The sequence below is a fragment of the Paenibacillus chitinolyticus NBRC 15660 genome, assembly GCF_000739915.1.
GTDB classification, from domain to species: Bacteria; Bacillota; Bacilli; order Paenibacillales; family NBRC-103111; genus Paenibacillus_F; species Paenibacillus_F chitinolyticus.
The window spans coordinates 13,625-34,683 of the sequence record NZ_BBJT01000025.1 but is presented as its reverse complement, the minus strand read 5'-3'; the positions used below and the strand labels follow the sequence as shown (position 1 = coordinate 34,683).

Annotated in this window: 9 protein-coding genes; 5 read left to right on the top strand and 4 right to left on the bottom strand. The window is 54.7% G+C overall.

Annotated features, from left to right (window positions below):
* The coding region (locus tag PCH01S_RS29440; RefSeq protein ID WP_156972875.1) for a non-ribosomal peptide synthetase at window positions 1–3,564 on the top strand (3,564 nt) is incomplete at its 5' end.
* A 323-nt stretch (window positions 3,565–3,887) separates the two neighbouring features.
* On the opposite strand, the gene PCH01S_RS28845 is transcribed toward PCH01S_RS29440, so the two are convergent.
* The gene (locus PCH01S_RS28845; RefSeq protein ID WP_042235888.1) at window positions 3,888–4,973 is read right to left on the bottom strand and encodes a polysaccharide deacetylase family protein; all 1,086 of its coding nucleotides are present in this window, start codon (window positions 4,971–4,973) and stop codon (window positions 3,888–3,890) included.
* 352 nt (window positions 4,974–5,325) lie between these two features.
* Between PCH01S_RS28845 and PCH01S_RS28840 the strand changes: the two genes are divergently transcribed.
* Window positions 5,326–8,535, top strand: a complete 3,210-nt coding sequence (locus PCH01S_RS28840; RefSeq protein WP_042235887.1) for an FG-GAP-like repeat-containing protein — start codon at window positions 5,326–5,328, stop codon at window positions 8,533–8,535.
* A gap of 228 nt (window positions 8,536–8,763) precedes the next feature.
* Here the strand turns inward: PCH01S_RS28840 and PCH01S_RS28835 are convergent, their stop codons facing one another.
* Window positions 8,764–9,564, bottom strand: coding sequence for an endonuclease/exonuclease/phosphatase family protein (locus tag PCH01S_RS28835; protein WP_042235884.1), 801 nt, complete (start codon window positions 9,562–9,564; stop codon window positions 8,764–8,766).
* A gap of 255 nt (window positions 9,565–9,819) precedes the next feature.
* On the opposite strand from PCH01S_RS28835, the gene PCH01S_RS28830 reads away from it, so the two are divergent.
* Entirely contained in the window at window positions 9,820–10,272 is a 453-nt protein-coding gene (locus tag PCH01S_RS28830) for a hypothetical protein (RefSeq protein ID WP_042235881.1), read from the top strand.
* Window positions 10,273–10,628: 356 nt separating this feature from the next.
* Here PCH01S_RS28830 and PCH01S_RS28825 read toward each other — a convergent pair whose 3' ends face one another.
* Both PCH01S_RS28825 and PCH01S_RS28820 read right to left on the bottom strand, forming a co-directional pair.
* On the bottom strand, window positions 10,629–11,894 hold the full coding sequence (locus PCH01S_RS28825; RefSeq protein ID WP_042235877.1) for an OadG family protein: 1,266 nt from the start codon (window positions 11,892–11,894) through the stop codon (window positions 10,629–10,631).
* Between the two features lie 401 nt (window positions 11,895–12,295).
* On the bottom strand, window positions 12,296–17,968 hold the full coding sequence (locus tag PCH01S_RS28820) for an OmpL47-type beta-barrel domain-containing protein (RefSeq protein WP_042235875.1): 5,673 nt from the start codon (window positions 17,966–17,968) through the stop codon (window positions 12,296–12,298).
* Window positions 17,969–18,300: 332 nt separating this feature from the next.
* On the opposite strand from PCH01S_RS28820, the gene PCH01S_RS28815 reads away from it, so the two are divergent.
* Complete coding sequence (locus tag PCH01S_RS28815) at window positions 18,301–19,563, top strand: hypothetical protein (RefSeq protein WP_042235872.1); 1,263 nt, start codon at window positions 18,301–18,303, stop codon at window positions 19,561–19,563.
* Window positions 19,564–20,132: 569 nt separating this feature from the next.
* Entirely contained in the window at window positions 20,133–20,954 is an 822-nt protein-coding gene (locus tag PCH01S_RS28805) for a GNAT family N-acetyltransferase (RefSeq protein ID WP_042235866.1), read from the top strand.
* Window positions 20,955–21,059: the final 105 nt, after the last annotated feature.

The window sequence follows — 21,059 nt, the reverse complement described above, 5'->3', positions numbered from 1 at the left end:
CTAAGCATGCTGACGCCGGAGGAACGCAGCGGGCTGTTGGATCATTTTGCTAACGCAGGGCTTGAGGCAGGACGGGGAATGGCGGGAGTTTTCCATGAGGCGTTTACCGCGCAGGCGGCACGTATTCCCGAGCAGACAGCCGTTGTTTACCGGGATGAACGGCTAAGTTACCGCGAGCTGGACGAACGGTCCAACCGGCTTGCCCGTAAACTGCAGGCATGCGGTGTAGGCCGAGAGACACTTGTCGGTATTTTGGCGGGGCGATCGCCGCTGCTGCTTGTCGCCGTGCTGGCGGTCTGGAAGGCCGGGGGCGCGTATGTGCCGCTTGACCCCGATTATCCGCCGGAACGTATCCGTTTTATGCTGGAGGATAGCGGAGCATCCGTCCTGCTGACGGAAGCGGCGCTTGAACCGCGGCTGGAAGTAATTTTGGCTGGTAACGAAGCCGGAACCGCGGTGCTCGCATTGGATGATGAAGCGATTTACGACGACCATGGTTCGGACGTTGCCGTTATCAATCGGCCCGGTGATCTTGCTTACCTGATCTATACATCGGGAACGACAGGACGTCCGAAGGGTGTGATGATCGAGCACCAAAGCTTGATGAATACGGCGGAAGGCTACCGCCGGGAGTACCGGCTTGACCAATTTCCGGTGCGGCTTTTACAGTTGGCCAGCTTTTCGTTCGACGTTTTTGTCGGTGATCTCGCGAGGGCGCTGTATAATGGCGGCATGATGGTCATTTGCCCCAAAGATGACCGGCTGGACCCAAATCGCTTGCATCACTGGATTCAAGCTTACGAGGTGAACGTGTTCGAATCGACGCCTGCGCTAATCGTGCCGTTTATGCAATATGTGGCGGACAGGGGGCTGGACCTAGGCGCTATGAAGCTGCTGATCACCAGCTCGGACAGCTGCAATGTTGCGGATTATCGTGCGCTGCAGGAACGGTTCGGCGCGCAAATCCGCATCATCAATGCGTATGGCGTGACCGAGGCGGCTATCGATTCCAGCTACTATGACCAGCCGCTGAAGCGGCTGCCGGACGCAGGGCATGTTCCTATCGGACGACCGCTGTTGAACGCGCGGTTTTATATTTTGGATTCGCAGCTTCGTCCGGTTCCCGTCGGGGTGCTGGGCGAGCTTTGTATCGGTGGAGCGGGCGTCGCGCGCGGATATTGGAACCTCCCTGACCTGACGGGCGAAAAGTTTGTGCCCAATCCTTTTGTTCCCGGAGAAAGGCTGTACCGTACGGGAGATTCGGCCCGCTGGCTGCCGGACGGAGATGTGGATTTTATAGGGCGTTTGGATGACCAGGTGAAAATTAGAGGACACCGGATCGAACTTGGCGAAGTGGAGGCGCGCCTCATGAAACAGAGTTCCATTCTGGAAGCTGTTGTTGCGGGGAAGGAAAGCATCCACGGGCAAAAACAGCTTTGTGCCTATATCGTCGCCAACGGGGTCATCTTCCCGGGTGCGCTCCGGAAAGAACTCGCCGAAGAGCTGCCGGATTATATGATTCCGTCGGCTTGGGTGCAATTGGACCGTCTACCGCTCACCCCGAATGGAAAAGTCGACCGCAAGGCGCTGCCTGCGCCAAATCGGGAGGAGAACCCGGACGCGGCCTACGCGGCTCCGCATACGAAACTGCAGCGAACGCTGACGGAGATCTGGCAAAAGCTGCTGGGCGCTGAAAAGATCGGGATAGACGATAATTTCTTTGAACGGGGAGGTCATTCGTTAACCGCCATCCAATTGATCGCTCAAGCGCAAGCGGCAGGAATACCGATAGGTATTCATCATATTTTCCAAGGGCAGACGATTCGCAAGCTGTCGGCACTGCTGGAGCAGCCGGCCGAAGTAAACCTTCAGCCTGCCGAAACGGTTCAGGAAAGCGAACGGCGATTGAAGCAGGCATTTGGCCTTCGCTCCCGGTTTGTGACGGAGGAAAGCGAAGACGGTCTTCGCGTGACGCTGAATATGGAGCCGTGCCATGGAGTAAAGGTGAGTGAGCTGCTCGCTTTTATTCGTGCCGAGCTTGCTCCGAATCTGCACCCGCACTATCTGACGACAGGCGAGTCTGCAGACGATTCGTTTGCGGAGGGGAGGGACGCCGCAATAGAGCAGCTCGTGCCGCTTGCTATCTCCGAAAAGTCCCCGGCCGAAATAAAACGGCGTGTTAAAAAGGAGCTTTCGCGGATACAGGTTCTCCATGAAGCTTTGCAGTCCGACATCAATGCGGGAGCTGTGGAATGCCGGTATGCGCTTGCTCCGGCTCAGGAGTACCACCTGGAGCGGCCGCAATGCTCGGGCACTGTGATAAGGCTTGATGTGCTTGGTCTCGAAGCCGATCGGTTATCCGAAGCTGTCCGCAGCCTGCTTGCTCGCCATAGCCTGCTGCGGAGTGTGCTGGTGCGCGGCGAACAGGACTGGATGTGGGAACAGCGCGCGGTCCCGGCACAGTTGACGCTGCCTGCCGTAGACCTATCCGATTGCAGCAAGGCGGATCAACGGGAACTACTCGGCCGTCTGCTGCCCAAGCTGTTTACCGAGCCCTACAGGTTAAGCGACCGTCTGCTATACCGCATGGCGCTTGTCCGTCTGAATTGGCGGGAGCATTGGCTGCTGCTTCCCTGCTCGCATTTGATCTATGATGAGACAAGCGGGTCAATTCTCGAAAGCGAGTTGCTCGAAGCTTATCGCCGTTTGGATAGCCGCTCGGAGGAGGATCTTACAGCTTGGCCTCAGCTCAGAACGCCGGGTGCGGAAACCGGTACAGCCGGCATGCCGGCGGACGGTTACCCGGCTTATGTAGCGCAAGTGAGGAAGGGCCCGCAGCATATCGGGGACGATGAATTGGTACAGCTTTTTCAACTTGAAGATTTTGACGCCGGGTTGGAATTGGTGAACGAGTCAATCCGGGCCCCGCTTGGCCAAGGTTACACCAAGGCTGAGTTACGCTGGGATATGTCGGAATTCGAGGAACTTGCGTCGGTTAACTGGGGAGTGTGGTCACTGCAGCTTGCCGGACGTTTTTTCCGCAGTTATTTGCAATTGGCCGCGGTTCCCGTGTGGATGACGCATTACGGCAGACATTACGAAAATAATGCGTTTTTCAAAACCGTCGGCGAGTGTATCGATCAGATCCCGCTGCTGCTGACCGGCACGGAGGCCGACTCCGAATCCGTTCGGGAAAAGATCCAAACGGCCGCAGCGCGCAATATCAACTTTTTGAATCTCGTTTATAATGAACAGACCGCCTCAAACTATCCGAAGTCCCGGCATTTGCTGCGAAAAGGATTAGACAGCATAGCGATCGTATACAACCATTTGGGCGAGTCGGAGGATGCGGCCTACTTATTTGAAGAAGCGGAAGCGGCCGGCGGCGAATCCCAAGCTCAGCAATCGCCCGTACTCCACTTTACGTCACAGCATCAAGGCAGCGTATGGCAAATTTCCGTCACACTGCCTTACCGTGAAGAGAAGGAGACGATCATGGAGGTGCTGGAAAAAGAGCTTCAAGCTTTGGTAGCTTCTTTGCACAGTGTTAAGGAGCCCGTATAAAGTGAGCGGCCTGCAAGCCGTTAGGAGACAATCAAACCGGGCTGGATGTCAGCACGCCTTGGGTGTGTCTGCAGTGCGGATTAACCAATAAAAGTCTACCCGATAGGGTGGTAGGGTAGTAGAAACTTTATCAGGAAACCTAAAGAACCCGCGTTGCCTTATGTGACGCGGGTTTTCGTTTGTTTTGGGCATAAAAAGAATGGAATCAAGCGGAGTACTCTGCGAGCATAGGCGTTTACGAGATTCTTAGTCGAACCTGAATCAAATCGTAGTAGTTGTTTGTGTTGTTGTGCTGTACTGGATAGATGTCTTCTATTTAACCGTTATCCTTCTTGCAAAACAATCTCCGCTTCGAAGCCCAGTTGTTCGCACATCTTGTGAATACGGCGCATGTCCTGTGTGCTGGTAATCCACTCGCAACCCAAGGCTGATGCCTCGTGAGCGGCCCATTGCAGGATAGATACCAAGGCATCCGCATGGGCTTCCTTCGTAGCGAAGTCCTCCAGCGCCAGCGTGCCGCCTCGGACCGAAGCATGCACGTATGCCCAGTGCTGGCCGGCAAAGCTGCGGGCGACAAAACGCGTTTGGCCATCCGACTGGAATGCCTTTGAAAGCATTTGCAGCCATTTGCTATACGCGCCGGACCCTGTCGGGGCTTTCGGGTTCCCCCATTCAAGTGAATCGGCGGCCAGGTTCCGCAATTCATCTTCCCCAGCTACGCGCTTCCACTGCTCACTATGGAAAGAACCTTGAAAAGTGGGTTTGAAACGGACTTGCCAAATGCGTTCGCCTGCCCGGATGCCGTCCGCATGAAGCAGTTCGGATACGGGAACCACGGCAAGGCCTTTGGCGTGAGCATGATATACAAGCGATTTAACGGCCTGCGGCGTCTCTTTGGCGATTTCATTGGCGTGAAACATAAAAATCGACCCATTGACCAGCTTAGGTATCACTCGCTCCACAAGCTCTGCGCTTGGCGGTCCCGACCAGTCGACGGTATCCTCCCCCTCGACGACCAGATAGTTCCACTCCCGGAGCCATTCCAAATTCTCCTCCCGATAAGAGGCGTACGGAAAACGCATGAAGGCCGGAACCGGCCTACCCGTCGCTTCTTGATAAGCGAGCTCAGCCAGTTTCAGCTCTTCGAAGAATACGGATTTGGTCACATCCGCCATCCTGCGGTGATGGTAGGTATGCGTTGTGAGCTCATGGCCCCTGGCCAGCATTTCTCTTGCTTTTGCCGGATACCGATCGAACCACTCACCCGTTAAGAAAAACGTCCCGCGCGCATCTCCCTGCTCCAAGGCATCCAGCCATGCGTCAATAGGAATCCGCATCGGACCGTCATCGAACGTAAAGGCACAGTGAGAAACCGCTGGATTGCCGCGAGTGATTACTATGTTTGTCATCATAAATCCCCCTTCTGTGGTATCTCTCCACCAACCGCTTGATCCTATTGTAAAATTTCGGGAATATTTTGTAAAATTGAATAATGTGAATAAATGATTCGAATAACTTAAACGAAAATGAAAATTATAACCCGTAAAATAACCCGGTTTAAAGGATGAGAATCACATGGTACTGACGACAATGTAGGCGGTCCTTGTTTTAAAGCCAGTCTATCTTATTGTATTTGTTGATTTACTTGTTGAAGCTGTTTTCATAATTGTGTGCGGTCAACCGACTTCACCCGCAAGGGTGATTTTTTTATCCCCAAAAACCGATATAATTAGTTAGTAGTTGCGAGGGAGCGTGAGAGAGTTGGTTCGATCTGTAAAAAGCAGTCCGGTCACAAAATGGCTGGCGCTTGTACTGGGCGCGTCGCTGGTCGCTGTGCCGGTAGGGCCGGTGAAGGCGAACGGGGCCAATCCGGTTTTTGAAAATGCGGTCGCTTACGAAGTGGGCGGCTGGGCTTACGACGTGACGACCGGAGATGTAAACGGGGACGGGCTGGATGATCTGGTGTCGCTGAATTTTCAAAAAAATCAGGTGGCTGTGCTTCTCGGCAGGGGGGACGGAACGTTTGGAGCGCCGGCAAGTTTTGCGGTAGGAAGCAATCCGAGGGCGGTTGTTATTGCGGATTTGGATGGGGATCATCATCCGGATTTGGCGGTTGCCAATTTTATGGACAACACGGTAAGTATCCTGAAAGGCAATGGAGACGGGACGTTCCTGACAGGGGGGAGCGTTGCGGGCGTCGGCCCGGAAGCCACCGGGATTGCGGCAGCGGATTTGAACGGCGACGGCTTTCCGGATTTGGCCGTAGTCAATAATGTATCCGGCTCGGTTTCGATTCTGTTTAACATCGGCGGGAGCGGGAATTTTGTGCTAGGGGCCTCCATCCCTGTCGGCGCGTACCCGAGAAGTCTTGCGGCATGGGATATGGATGGCGATGGAAAAACGGACCTGGCCGTCGCGAATTCGGGAAGCAACACGGTCAGTATATTGAAAAATGACGGCACCGGCACTCAATTTAGCCGGGCTGATTATGCGGCAGGCAAATCTCCCAACAGAATGAAAGCAGCCGATTTGAACGGGGACGGCCTGAAAGATCTGGTTTTTGCCGCCAACGGGGACAATGGGGTTGCGGTGCTGCTTGGTACGGCAGGCGGTGGTTTCGGGCCATCGGTGCTGTATCCTTCGGGGAATCTTCCGCTTGATGTTGCGCTTGGGGATTTTGACGGCGATGGACATACAGACATTCTCAGCCAAACGCAAACCCAGGATTTTGCTATTCTGATGGGCAACGGAGACGGGACGTTTCAACCTCCTATAACTTATCCTTATCCTCGCCCTGCGATTTATTTGGAGACCGGGGAGTTTAACGGAGACGGCCGGTCGGATATTGTTCTGGCGGGAGCTTCTTCTTCTAATACATCGGTATACGTTATAAACAGCAAAGCGCCAGGGGCCTTTTCTTTCGATTCGGACACGTCCGAATCGGCGGAAAACGGCGGAACCGCCAGCGTGACGATAAAACGGACAGGTTCCATGGCGGGCCAGACCGCTGTCCGAATCCGGACTACGGATGGAACGGCGGTGGCGGGAAAAGATTACGTGCCCGTCGACGAAGTTGTTGTGCTGCAGAACGGCGAAGCAAGCCGGGTCTATCCGATCACGGTCATGGACAATCAAATCTACGAAGGGGACAAGACCTTTACGGTCAAGCTGAGCGACCCGGCGAACGGATACCTAATCGGGGCGCCGAACGAAGCGGTCGTGACGATCCGGGAGGACGACGCGGTGCCGGATACGACACCGCCTGTCGTGGACATTTCCAAGTTCGGCAGCACGGACAATTACACAGGCACGCCGGATCGGCTGTATGGGGCGGCCGGGGCTGTAGGCGAAGCGGGAGCGGTGGTAAAAGCGTATCCGTGGACGGACACGGACAAGGACGGCATCGTGAGCGCAGGCGAACTGGGGACGCCGATAGCGCTGGGCAGCAGTGCAGCGGACGGATCCGTCCCTGCGGCGGACATCGGTGACCTTGCCCCGGGAAGCTACGCTTACGTGATCACGGCCACGGATGCGGCCGGGAACGAATCGGCGAAGGGAGCCTGGGCGGTCCTGACGGTTACGCTGGCGAAAGGAGCGTCGCCGGATACGGAAGCGCCCGTCTGGCCTGCGGGCGCGGCGCTAGTCTTCTCAGACGTCACGTCGGGCAGCGTGAATGTAGGCTGGCCGGAAGCGGCGGACAACAGAGCCGTTACGGGCTATGAGGTGTATAGAAACGGTGCGCTGCTGACGTCGGTCAGCGCGGACACGTACAGCTATAGGGCGGCAGGTTTGACGGGCGATATGCTGTACTCATTTTCCGTGAAGGCCAAAGATGAGGCGGGGAACGGCGCCACCGAGCTGGCCGGAACGGTCCGGACTCTCCCGGTGCCTTCCTCGGGAGGCTCGTCGGGATCTTCACCGTCGCTATCGGCGGAGAGCAGGCTGCAGGAGCTGCGTTTTATGGCGGGGGAAAAGGAAGCTGTGCTGACACCGAGCTTTCAGCCGGGAGTGAGCGACTATGCGGCCGAGACGGATGCGGACCGTGGCGTTATCCGGTTCAAAACGATGGATTCCGTTGCGAGAGCCGGGGTGAACGACGGGACCGTTAACACGTCCACCGGGGAATATGCCGCTGCGCTGAACGAGGGCGTCAATGTGTTTAAAATTGCCGTTCAGGCAGAAGACGGTTCCATCCGGGAGTACAAACTGACGGTTACACGGAAGGCGGCAGGGGGCGGAACAGGTCCCGGAACGAAGCCGGATTCCGGGCCCGGTACCGGCACGGGAACAACGCCGGTTCCGGGTACAAAGCCTGAGCCGGGCGCGGAACCTGGAACGGGCGGCGGGAGCCGATTTGCCGATATTTCCGGACACTGGTCGGAAGCGGATATCGGCCGGGCCGTTGCTCTCGGACTGGTTGACGGCTACGAGGACGGAGCGTTTCATCCGGACGCGACAATCAACCGGGCCGAATGGATCGTTATGCTGGAGCGGCTGTTGAAGAACGCGGATACGGCGGGTAAGACGTCCACGGATGCGGCGTCAAAAACGTCAGCCGGGAGCGGGGCGGAAACAGCGGGAACGGTAGCGGCAAACGCTGCGCCGCTTCCCTTCGCCGATGCAGGCGCCATCCCCGCCTGGGCTGTCCGGGCGGCAGCGGATGCAGCCGCCAACGGCATCGTGAGCGGCTACGACGACGGAACGTTCCGTCCGGGAGCGGCCGTCACGCGTGCGGAGCTGGCCGTGATGCTGGCCAAAGCCGTGAACGGCTCTGCGGTCGGAGGCGGAAAAGCCGCTGCTTTCGCGGATGAGGCCGATATCCCGGCGTGGGCCCGGCCTTACGTGCAGACGTCTGCAGAACGCGGCCTGATCGACGGCCGGAGCGGGAACCGCTTCGCTCCGAACGAGGAGGCAACACGGGCCGAAGCGGCCGTGCTGCTGGTACGCCTGGCGATGCTGCTGAGCTCATAGGCGGGCTGATGCAGCAGCTTGGCGCGTAGGTAGTCCGCCTAGCTGATGTGGCTGCCAGACATACAGCCAAGTCGTTCAACAGAGGAAAAAATGCTAAAGCTAAAAATGAACACAATAAACACAAAAAAGCAGCCTGTCCGATTGCCGGATTGGCTGCTTTTTAACGATTATGTCCATAGTGTTCCCTCCACCCGAGCGCCAAGACACCAACCTTCCAGCCGCAATGGCCTAGCCCTTAAACCCCCAAGTGAGCTCAACCGGATAGTGGTCGGAAGGATAAGCCCCGTCGAGCTGTTCGCGATCCACAGTGGTCCGGATCATCTCTATATCCTGCGTGGCGAAAATATAATCGATAGGCTCGCCATCGGTACCGCCCTTAAAATCGTGGAAGGTCCGGCCGACCGGTTCGTCCAGAAGCATGTAGGCATCCTGCAGCTGCTCACGCAGCAGCCCGATAGCGGGATTGTCCGGTTCGGCGTTGAGATCGCCCATAAGCAGCACCGGGGCGTTCTCTTCTTCACGGCATGCCCGGATACGCTCCAGAAGGAGCTTGGCGCTTTCTTCCCGCGCCTTTTGCCCCAAATGATCGAAATGCGTGTTAAACGCATAAAACCGGGAGCCCGGATGCTCCTTGCTCTCAAAGCAGCCCCACGTGCAGATACGCGGGTAGCTGCTGTCCCAGCCGAGACTTCCCTGTTCTTCGGGCGTCTCAGAGAGCCAGAATTGGCCCTGTTTGATTAGCGTTAGCGCTTCACGGTTGTAATAAATCGCGCAGTATTCATCTTGATGCAGCTTGGCTTCCGCTTCGCCGAGACGGCCGTTTCCGATTCGGCTGTAAGCGGGCAATTGGGCGTCCAAGTCTGCCAGCATACCGGCTGTGCCTTCCTGTGTTCCGATCAGATGAGCTCCCGACCCGAGGATGGAATCAGCTGCGAGATGTTTACGATGAGGCCATGCGTTGCTGCCGTCGGAGAGCACATTTACGCGTAAATTGAATGTCATGGCAGTCAAGTTTTTGCTATTCGTCATCTGTACAGGTAACAACTCCTTTGTCTTTCTCTTCCGCTTTCACACTCCACTATTAGTTTACACGAAATCGTACGGGTGGGGCCCTTTTTATGGCAGAAACTCCTGATCCACGTTGAACTAGAAGGTAGAGTCACACCTCATCTGCGTTTCCGTTTTATAGAAAATTCAATGGGGAATGCGACCAATGTTCACGCAACAAACGGTTATGGCCGGACGTAATACCTATATCATCCCATATCATAAAAGAGGGAAATAATGAAAAGAATACTTCTAATCTTCATGTGTTTTTCGTTAACGGTTCTCAATCTGATAGGATGTTCTAGCGGCAAAGACCCTGTGGATGTCGGCGAAATATTATTTTTATCAACCGCAGCCACAATCGAGCAAGACGCCGACTATAACAACCAATTTACCGGTGTGAGCTATAGCAAAGAAACCTTAGAAGCAATAAGCGAAACGGAGAGGAAAAAATTATTCGAGCGTGTGGCTCAAAGGTACAATGCGTCGGTTCAGCAACTCCCCGAAGATTTTATCTATGGGAGAAACGATCTGGCACTTGGCATTCGCCTTAGTAAAACAACCTCCGATAAAGTTACCGTGAATTCGACCAAAAGGATGAGTACGGGTATTTCGTACACGATTGAGCTAGTAAAAAATGAAGATGCTTGGAAAGTAGAGAAAGTGACAAAAACAAGTACAGGCAAGTAAAATAGGGTGCCGGATTTTCTTAATCTAATGTGCCCGACCCTTATTAAAAAAGGAGCTCCGCAATCTCAGAAAAATTGAAACTCCGGGCCCTTCCTTATAAGATATTTTATATTCGGGATAGAAGAGTTAACCTCTATATTATTTTGTAGTAAGTCGTTTTGGGCCATTTATTGGTTAAAAAACGGAGTCGCACCCCATACGGGTACGCGAAATGCAGGCTACGAAGAGCGGATGTCACTAGCAGAGGCCTGTCTTATCGAGAAATTCCTCCAGTACTGAGCCGCTTAACCAAAAAAGAGCTCCAGAGTCTCAGATAAACTGAAACTCCGAAGCTCTTTCTTTTTGTGCGGATTCTTTTATTTCTGAATCAGGGTAATGCGTGCGGTTTTGGCGCTGCGCGGAGGCGGGGGAGCGTCCGGGTTGTTAGTTGTGACTTGGGTCTCGACGTAAAGCTCCTTGTTCCCGCTAAACTGGTAAACCAGCATATAAGAGTCCTCCATCGGGTCCCAGCCTTCCTGCCAAGGTTTGCCCAGCCGGTCGATGACTTTTTGCAGGGTCATGGGCGTATTGAGCTCGATGGCTGAAATTTTATTTTGCTTCCCGACAAAAAAAGAACAATTGCAAGGCTTGTACAGGTAGCCTGCGCCGCCTTCCCGATGCTGGTCCTGTTTGACTTTGCCCCACTTGGCCTCGACGGCTTTGAAGTCCGTGCCAAGTCCGAATTCGATGCCGCCGAAATAGCCTTTTTTCATGCCGGCTATGGAAAGAGGCTCTTGGGCCTGCGCGGCCGGAGCTGCGGAACTTGGAACTGGCGACGGTTTCGGCACTGCCGATGGTGACGGTGCGGGCTTAGCGACGGCTGCGGGTGACGATGTCGACTTGTCTGTCGCTGGCGATGCCGGCTTTTCTGACGCGGAACCGTCTTTGCTTGCGGATGCTTCGGAGGAGCCCGCCGACGGACTCGACGCAGGTTCCTGCGCGGCCGTTTGGGTCTTCTGAGCGGGCGTCTCTTTTTTGGAAAAGTCGACTCCGAGTTTTTGCTGCATGGCGATGACCGTACCGACGGATTCAAGCAGCAGGGCGTCCGCTTGCTTAATGTGATCCCCGTAGGTTACGGCAGATCCGGCTTTGGTCGTGTTGATATAGTCCATCAGCGCATTCATGCCTTGGGCTTTATGGTCGTAAGCCTGGGCGTATTTTTCCCTGGATTTTTCAAGTTCGGTGGTTATATCCGGGTCCAGACCTGCCGGAACGGGAATTTTTCTGACTTTTTCCGCCACTTTCGAAAATTGATTATAGGCATTCAAAATGACCTTGGAATCCGGCATGATATTTTGATGCATCTGGCCGATTTCCCGATCGGCTTCTTTTTTGGCATCGCTGGCGGTCCGTTCGGCCGCATACAGGGCTTGCTCGAACGCAACCACAAGGCTGGCTTGATCTTCTTGTTTAGCGCCATTGGCTGCGGCGGAAGACTGAGTCTCCAAGGGCGGATTGGAGGCTGACGGTTTCTCTCCGGCTTTTATGCCTTGAGCTTTCTGGAAAAGCAGGTAGCCCAGTACGCCGATGAGGATGAGCAGGCCGATGATGACGGTGGAGCCCAGAACTGCGTTTTTATTCATGAATTGTCTCTCCCGGGGAGTTGTAGTATGTATTCCATATTTATCGGCAGAAGATTGGGAAAAATTGAGGGTTTGTCAGACATTTGATAGGTCCTAGGAACTATACGTATGAAAAAGAAGAAGCTGTCCCAAAGTCACGAAAGTGACTAAAGGACAGCCTTTTTGGTTTTGGATAGGTGAAGCCTGATGGGTTCGGCTTCGCTAACTGCGGGTCGGCAGCGGAGCATACTTCTATCGCTCCGCACACCTGCCGCTCGCACGACCGCCGCCAGCGTATGCACAGTTGCGGTTGGCTGCCGTCATGCGGCGCCCCTGCGCAACCCGGCGTGTTCGCAGCGCCCTCGCGGGCGGCCGCCTCATAAGGCGCCACGCCTTGCACGCGCATGTGTCGGGGCAGCCGCTCACTTCGCCTCCAGCATCCGCAGAAGCAGCGTGACCGCTTCCGCCCGGGTCGTGTAGCCCAGCGGAGCGAACGTGCCGGGACCGCGGCCCTGCACGAGCCCTTTCTGCTGGGCGGCGGCGATGTAGCCTGCGGCCCAGCCGGGGATCTCGTCCGCGTCCGCGTACAGCTCACGCAGCGCGCCAGCCGGAACCGGCTGCAGCTTGGCGGCCTTGGCCGCGAGGGTGAGCATCTCGGCGCGGGTGATCGGCGCACTCGGCCGGAACGTGCCGTCCTCGTAGCCGGTGGCGATGCCTGCGCCCTGCGCGAGCGCGACGGCTTCGGCGGCCCAGGCCGGGATGCCGGCGCTGTCTGCAAATCCCGCGGAAGGAGCCGGCTGTTCCTGCCGGATGGCCTCCGCGTATGCCCGCACCAGCATCACGGTGAACTGGGCGCGCGTGACCTGTTCCTGCGGCCGGAACGCGCCGTTTTCGAAGCCGCTGACAATACCGCAGTCCGCTGCGTGTGTGACTTCCTGCTCCGCCCAGTGGCCCTTCATATCCGTGAAGAACACTGGATGCGGGGAAGAGGCCGGAGAAGGACAGCCCGGTCCGCCGGGAACGTCCGGCTTGCCGGGTACCCCTGGCTCGCCCGGCTTGCCGGTGCCGCCGGGTTCTCCCGGATGCTGCGGCTGACCCGGATCTACGGGCGTCTTAGGCTCTTCCGTCGGAGCAGTTCCTCCGGGCGAAGTGCCTGGCGAATCCCCGCCAGAATCTTGCCGGGGCTGACGGGTGACCAGGACGGTATACGTTCTTACCGTCTGCCTGTCCGGCGCCGTTACGGTGACCCGGATTGGGTTGGCTCCGACACGCAGCGCGAGCGGTGCCGAAGGTTTTCCGCTCAGGAGCGGAACCCCGTTGACCGTTATTAACGCATCGGGATCGTAAACGGAAGCCGTTACGGTCGTCCGGTCGTTTTCGTAATCAACGGTCAATGCGTAATTCGATGTGTCTCCGTCGAAAGCGGGACTCAGCCGGCCCGCCGACAGTTCAAGTCCGGTCAAACCGGCATTCGAGCTAAGCTGACGGGTCACGTCCACTACGTAGGACTGAGTCGTGATCCCGTCCTGTGCCGTCACGACAACCGTGATCGGATTCAAGCCCGGCTGGAGCGCAAGCGGCACAGAAGGCTGTCCGCTGACAACCGGCCGGCCGTCGACGACGAGGGTTGCATTCGGCTCGTAGACGGAACCCGTTACGGTAAGGCTTGCCGTGTCAGGACCGACAACCGCCCGGTAATGGACCATCCCGCTTTCGAAAGCGGGATCGAGACTGCCCTCGGAGAGCGTCAGCCCGCTAAGCGTGACGTTGCTGCTCGGAGCCCGGCTTACTTCCAAATGGTAGCTCTGCGTCGTTACGCCATCCTGAGCGGTTACCGTGATGGTGACCGGATTGGAGCCGACATGGAGACTGAGCGGCAGAATTCCAGCATTTCCGCTGAAAACAGTGCCGTTGATCGCCAAGGTTGCCACGGAGCTGGAAGCTTTGGCTCCGACGGTCACGGCATAAACATCGTTCGTAACCGTGGATGAATATACCGTCGCGGCGCCGTCAAAACGGGGTGTGAGCTCCCCCGGCGTAACCGTTAATTCACTAAGGGTGACTTCGCTGGAAGCGGCCCTTGTTACGGTTACGGTATAAGGGGTTACCGTCATCCCGTCCTGTGCCGTGATCTCAACGGTAAATGTCTGGTCGCCGACCTCCAGCACAACCGGATTGGTCACCGGCTGCCCGTTTTGCAGTATGCGTACGGACGCCTGCGCATCTTCCGCTGTCGCTTGGATGGAAGTGACCGTTACCGAATACGGCACTTGAGCCGTGTAACGGTAAGTGGAGCCGGTGACCGTTTCGTTCAAGGCGGCTCCGCTGAGGCTCAGCGAATGAAGCGCGGCATTGGTCGAAACAACGGTAAATGCGGTTTCCTGAGATAAAGGACTTTCGTTGCCTGCGGCGTCAACCGCAAGAGCCGTGAGCCGATGATTCCCTGTGGATAAAGTCGCCCCGGGGGTGAAGCTCCAAATGCCGCCCGAACCGGCTGTCGTAATTCCGGCGGGGGCGCCGTCTACATATACGTTCACGGTCACGCTCGCTTCGGCCGTTCCTTTGATGAGAGGCCGGTTAATATTCGTGACAGTTCCCGGCGCAGGCTCCGTGATTCTCGGCGCGGCAGGCGCCGTAGTGTCGATGCGGAAGGCGGTCTCGGCCGAATAGCCGCCGATGTTGCCTGCGGCATCGGCCGCCGCCGCTTTCACGGCGTGCAGTCCGTCCGCAAGCGCGGAAGCCGGAATATACACCCAGCTGCCGTCAGGACCTGCGGTAACGGTTTGAACGCTTCCGCCGTCCAGCACTATGCGGACGACCGCGTTCGCTTCGGCGTGCCCTTCGATCCTGGGCGAACCCGTGTTCAAAAGCGCGTCCGCCAGCGGTTTCAGGATGACGGGAGCGTCAGGCGCCCGTGTATCCACGGTGAACGGCACCAAGTCGGAATCCGGGCTGATGTTGCCTGCCGTATCCTCGGCCCTTGCCCGGAGGGAATGAACCCCGTCGGCGAGGGGAGCGGCTGGGATGAAGGACCATTTCCCGCTCGCTTCGGCCGTCACCGGACCTGCCGCACTGCCGTCCAGTTCAATCCGGACGAGGGCGCGGGGTTCGCTTATGCCGCTGATAACCGGCTGGTTTCGGTTTGTGCTTGTTCCGCTGGCGGGGGTCAGCACGACAGGGGCCGGAGGCGGCGTCGTGTCGATCATCCAGATTACCGCCTTCGTCGAAGGGCTGTTATTGCCGGCTTTGTCGGATGCGTACGCCCGAATGTTGTGCTTGCCGTCCTGCAGTGCGGCGGGAATCGCATAGCTCCAGAGTCCGCCTCCGTCCGCCTGCGCGATTGTCTTCAGCGCCCCGTCCACGTAAAGATAAACGAACGAATGGGCTTCAGCCGTTCCGGAAACGACCGGTTTGGTGTCTTTACTCAGAGACCCTTCGGCAGGGGACAAAATTACAGGTTCGGCAGGGGCCGTCGTATCCAGAGTAAAGCTTACCGCGACGCTGGACGGGCTCGTATTGCCTGCCGCATCGGCTGCGACCGCCGTTACGGTATGCGTGCCGTCCGCCAACTGAGCAGGCAGGCTGAAGGAAAACCTGCCCCCGCTGTCCGCTTTTACGGCGGGATGGGCTTTCCCGTCGATGGTAACGACGACGGAGGAGGAAGGCTCCGCCGTTCCCGTAACGGCGGGAAGGCTTCTCAGCAGCGACTTGTCGGCCGGAGTTGTAATGGCGGGAGCGCCCGGAGGAGTCCGGACGATCTTGACCGTGGAGGAAGACACCGCCCCAACGTTGCCCGCATTATCGACCGTTCTGGCCTCGACAGTGGTCTGTCCTTCGGCTTTAACGGTCAGCCGCCCTGTATATACCGTCCAGCCGAGCGTCTCCGCGCCGGATAAGCTATACTCCGTGCGGTTCACGCCGGCGCCTCCGGTATCCGCGCCGGGCGTTATCTCTACGGAAACTTCCGGAGCGGAGGTCCAGCCTGCGGCAGCGGGTACGATTACCGGAGCGCCCGGAGGAGTGCGGTCGATGGAGACGGCGGCCGCCCCTGTTCCGCTGACATTTCCCGCCTGATCCGTCGTTCGGGCCGAGACTGTAGTCTGACCCGGCACCGTAATGGAGAAGGGCGCGGTGTAGGGGGTCCAGTCCTTGGTCATGGCTCCGGACAAGCTATATTCCGTTGACTTGACGCCCGAGCCCCCGGAGTCGGTTCCGGGTTGAACCGTTACCGGCACACTCGCTGCCGCTGTCCAGCCGGTTGTTCCCGGAGTGACGGCGGGAACGGAAGGGCTTGTTTTATCGATTTTGATAACCGTCTGCACTGGGGGACTTGTGTTGCCGGCCTCGTCCACGCTGCGCGCGCTGACGGTCGTCTGACCTTCGGCGCTTACCGTGACGGGGCCCGTGTAAACCGTCCAGCCGAGCGTCGTCGAACCGGACAAGCTGTATTCGGTCCGGTTTACGCCCGAACGGGCATCGGTGCCGGGGATGATCGTTACAGCGACGTTGTCCTTGCTCCAGCCGTTTACGGCAGGCTGAACGGAAGGAATGGTCGGCGAAGCTTTGTCGATGGAGACCACGGCCGTGCTTTCGGCGCTCACGTTGCCCACGTTGTCGATTGTCCGCGCATGTACCGTTGTAATTCCTTCCGTGCTGATCGGAAAAGTTCCCGTATAAGGCGTCCAGTCCTGCGTGGTGCCGCCGGTGAGCTTGTATTCCGACCGTTGCACGCCCGATCCGCCATTGTCCGTACCGGGTGTGAGCGTGATCGACGCGTTTTGGTTGGTCCAAGCGGAGTTCGCTCCTTTTATGACAGGGGAGGTCGGCGCCGTTTTATCTACCTTCACCACGGCGGTCGTCACGCTGCTCGCGTTGCCCGATTTGTCGATTGTTCGGGCGCTGATCGTGGTCTCTCCCGAATTCGAGACGGTGATCACATCGCCGCTGGCATAAGGCGTCCACCCAAGAACAGTCGCGCCGGATAAGCTGTATTCCGTCTGTTTGACGCCCGAATCCGCATCCGTTCCGGCCGTCAGGGTCGCGGTGACATCCGCAGGAGACCAGTCCGCCGAGGACGTTGTGATAACGGGAGCCGTAGGCGCCGTAAAATCAAACGACAGCTTGTAAACGGTCGTGTTAAGTTCGTAGTTCCTGTCGTACCCGCCTATAACGTATACATTGCTGCCGATAACCGTCATTTTGGCGTTTTGCATTCCTTTAACGGAAGGAGTGTCATAGATCCAAGTGTTGCTGACGGGATCGTACAAATAGAAATTGTAATTGCCCATTACCAGCACTTTGCCGTTAGGAAGCGTCACCTGGGCATGACGGTAGAAAAGGTCGCTATATTGATAAGGCAGATTGGCCGCTTTGGTCCAAATATCAGTGGCCGGGTCGTAAATATAAGCGGAAAAGGAATAAACGTATCCGCTCTGGCCCCCCGTTAACAGGATACGGCCGTCCGGCAGCGTACTTTGCGCTGCTCCGTAAATGCCGATCGGAAGCGGTGCTTTTTCCGTCCAGGTGTTGGCGGCGGGATCGTAGATGTACGTATTGTTGTACAGTGCGCTGGTGCTCGGAGAAAAGATAGAATCCGCTCCGCCGACACTGACGATTCTGCCGTCCGGCAGCGTGCTCTGCGAGTTCCCCAGCATATTTTTGGGCAAATTGGATGCTTGGGTCCAGGCGTTTGTATACGGGTTATAAATCCGCGTCAAATTGTTGTACACGAACCCGGTGCCGTTGAGAAAGGCGTCGCCGCCCGTGACGATGACTCTTCCGTCCTTCATCTCCGACTGGGTGTGGTAGGCCAAGTTCAGCGCAGGCGCATAAGTGGACCAGGTTTGGGTCGAAGGCGAGAAAGTGTACGAGTTTTTGGCGAACGAATTGTTCCGGTTATATTGACCGCCGGTTACAAGGAGGCTGCTGCCGTTCAGCACACCGCTTGCCGAAACTCCCGCCAGGTCTGAGGGCAAGTCGGCCGAAGCGGGAAGAGGTTCCATCATGACGGCCGCATTCGCCGTTTGGCACCATCCGGCCAGTATCCCTCCTATCAGGACAGTCGTCCCCCATATTTTGCGCAGCCTGTTAGACATGAAGATGTCATCACTCCTTTGAAAGTACGGTTGCAGCCGGTCAAGAAGGGGAGCCCTTATGCCCGACTCAAAGAGTTAGCAGGGTTCAGTCTAGCAAAAACGATAGGTATTGAGAATTAACTTTGGTTAACTGCATAAAATTTCGGCAGGCGAGGAAAGGGAGAGATGCGCTAGGCGAAGTAAGCTGGCTTTGTCTTCCCGTAGCAGTTGTTGGAAAGGATTGTTCTTCTAGGGCACTCAATAAAAAACATGATTTTACATTTTTGTAACTTTTTAATGTAAAAATGTGGTAGTATATATGTGTAAATAAATTCCAATAAGGAGTGTGTTTAATGAAAACTACTAAACTTCTACTCGTTTTTTTAGTTACTCTAGCTTTATTTTCAAATTCTTTGCCGGTATCAGCAACCAATTCAATAGAGTTAGAAGCGTCTACTGTTTACAACCTAGACTCAAAAGGAGCAAAACTTAGTCAATTGGATGCAAATTCAAAAGCTGTATTTAAAAATGTTGAAATTACTACTTCTAAACTTTTGTTGTCTGGTAATTTAGTAAACGGAAAATTGTTTGATTTGCAGGGGACTATTAAAAAATCTGAAAACTCCAATGCTGATTTATTAGTTGGTGATCTCAAAGATTCATTAAATAATTTTGAAGTCATTTATTTTGGAATTGATAGGGCTTCAAATTCTTCACTTACATTAAACAAAAACAAATTTAAAGGCGGGGAAGCTGTTCTTAAACTCTATCTGCTTGAGAAAGGAACAAGAAATCTTACGATAATTGAAACTACTGGCTTAAATAATTTGTTTAGCGCTGATTTACTTTTCTCCCAACAGGACTCTCTTGACATTATCGATCATGCGAATCAATTCTGGTATGCTAAAATACTACAAGGAACTGAGATTCCTAGTTTTGAACCACAAGGTGTTGTAAGTGGAAAAAGCGACAGACCGTACAACATTTCTTATTCTGTAGGTGGTGGAAACATATATGAAGAGATGGTTATACGTCATTATATTGAGGGCCCAACTTCTCTAGATACCAGTGGAGGAACATTTACCACAAAAATGTATGTACTTTCTCAGAGAACATGGTCATATGATTATTCAGGGTTAGATTCAAACAGCTCTAATTTTCAAGTGGGATACTTTACTGACACGAGAGTTGATTCATGGACAGATCCGGGCGATGCAATTAGACAAATTCAATGGGATGGCAGTTATCAAGTCGCCGGTGGTATAAAAACGCAATTTAAAATTGGATATTCTCTTAAATCGAAATATGTACCCCTGACTTCTTATGAAATTAACTATCAATTTGAAACCCCTTATACAGCAAAAACCCTTAAAGTGTTTGACAATAGCGGAAGTAATGTAACAAGGGCTGCTGGCACAAAATACTCCTCTGGCATGTACTTGAAAAATACTGGACAGACTTTTGACGTAACTTTTACAGTTGGACACTATGATACAAACAAGCAGAAAGAATTATACGTTACTTGGACTTATGATGTATATAATGGGCAATCTCCATATGCACCTGCAAACGGAACTAAAACAAGCAATATGTCGTTTTCCTATTATTCCAGTTAATTGAATAACTGTTTAAAATAAATTAAAATCAAGAATAGGTTAAACCTATTCTTGATTTTAATTAAGGGGGCTCTGAATTTGTTATTGTTTATAACGGGTATTTGTATAGTATTTTTATTAGTTATTATCTTTGTGAACGAGGAGAACCGCTTACGTAACCTTTGCTTTTCTTTGATGGTTTTGAGCATCCTTCTCGCACAGTTGACTCAATATTCGCTATCACTGAGTGATTCCATGCAAGTTAATTACCTTAGTTTTTTTGAACTGAATAGGCAGACGTTGGCGGACCTACATATATGGTTGTATTTTATATCTTGTCTTTCGTTGCTTGGTTATTTATATGCAATTAATAAGCGCAGTTAACCAGGTAACAGCAATCTGCTTACTTGGAAGAAATGCTTAACTTGTATAGGTCACCGGCTTGTACTTCCATCGCCGGGGGCCTTTTTTGACGATTCAAGGAAAGAATTGTGTTGCAGTAACGGAGAAAATCACGAAAACTTCATTCAATAAACATCACGCTCACAAACCGGCTGCGGCTGCAGCCCGGAAGCAAGGAGGACATCGGCATGAACACAGGGCAAGGACAGGGCCAAACGGCCCGTTTGATCCGGGATAACTTTATCGCGAAGGTTTCCCATCTGGCAAGTCGGGCAGAAGGTTGTACTCTCAAACAAACACCCGAATACATAAGAGCGGATAGCGGCCTCCCTTCGGATACGTTTAACGTGGCGGTTTTACTACAACCCCGCCTGGCAGCGGAGAACGAAGCTATCCTCGAAGAGACAGTTCATTATTTTACGGACAAAAAATACCCGATGGCGTTATGGTCCTGGGAAAGCAAAGACAGCGTCACCTTCGAGACGTTAAGACAGGCGGGTTTAAAAGAAGCGGAAACGAACATCGCGATGTATGCGGACTTGGATGCCCTCCATCCCGGAACCGAATGCCCGGCGGACTTTCAGATGAAAGAGATTGCATCCCCTGCGGAAGCGGAGCAATTCGGAGACGTGCTGGTTTCGTTGTTCGGAGAGTCGGAGGAAGGGGCTGCCGTGAGGGCTTTTTACCGGAAAATATCCCGTTTGCCGTTGTGGGGATCTTCACTTATGAAGCTGTATATCGGCTCGTACCGAGGTCGGCCGGTCAGCACCGGTACGCTTATGTTCACGGATGACAGCGTCGGCATCTACGATATCGCAACTCGCTCGGATTTCCGGGGACAAGGCTTCGGCTCCGCCATGTTTCGGTTCCTTGTCGGCGAAGCCAAGAAAGGAAAGCCCCGGCTTTGCGTTCTGCAGGCTTCGCCCGACGGAATCGGGATCTACAAACGGGCGGGATTTGAACCGGTCTGCGAAGTTACGGTATACGAGAACAGACACTTGGTTGAATAATACGAGAAACCGGCTTTTTTGTGTCTTTTGAGATGAGTAAATGCTCCCCTTCCGGACATGTTTAGTTTTTGTTCAGTTTGTTTTGATACATTGGAACAGACAGAA